Here is a 396-nt window from a genome sequence, read left to right as displayed (position 1 = left end):
TGACTGCCAGGGCATCCACCGTGTACGCTTAGTCGCTTAACCTCACAACCCGAAGATGTTTCTTGCGATTCATCATCGTGTTGCGAAAATTTGAGAGACTCACGAACAACTTTCGTTGTTCAGTGTTTCAATTTTCAGCTTGATCCAGATTTTTAAAGAGCAAATATCTCAAACATCACCCGAAGATGAGTTTTGAGATATTAAGGCCGGCGACTTTCACTCACAAACCAGCAAGTGGCGTCCCCTAGGGGATTCGAACCCCTGTTACCGCCGTGAAAGGGCGGTGTCCTGGGCCTCTAGACGAAGGGGACGTATCAGTCTGCTTCGCAAGACGCCTTGCTTTTCACTTTCTATCAGACAATCTGTGTGAGCACTGCAAAGTACAGTTCTTTAAGG

The 396-nt window shown here is 47.2% G+C and carries 1 tRNA gene; it reads right to left on the bottom strand.

Features of this window, described 5'->3' with window-relative positions:
• Window positions 1-235 precede the first annotated feature (235 nt).
• A tRNA-Glu gene (locus AACU19_RS20165) sits at window positions 236-311 on the bottom strand.
• Window positions 312-396: the final 85 nt, after the last annotated feature.

The sequence above is a fragment of the Escherichia sp. MOD1-EC4550 genome, assembly GCF_963876935.1.
Taxonomy (GTDB): domain Bacteria; phylum Pseudomonadota; class Gammaproteobacteria; order Enterobacterales; family Enterobacteriaceae; genus Escherichia; species Escherichia coli_F.
This window is presented reverse-complemented; position numbering and strand designations above follow the sequence as displayed.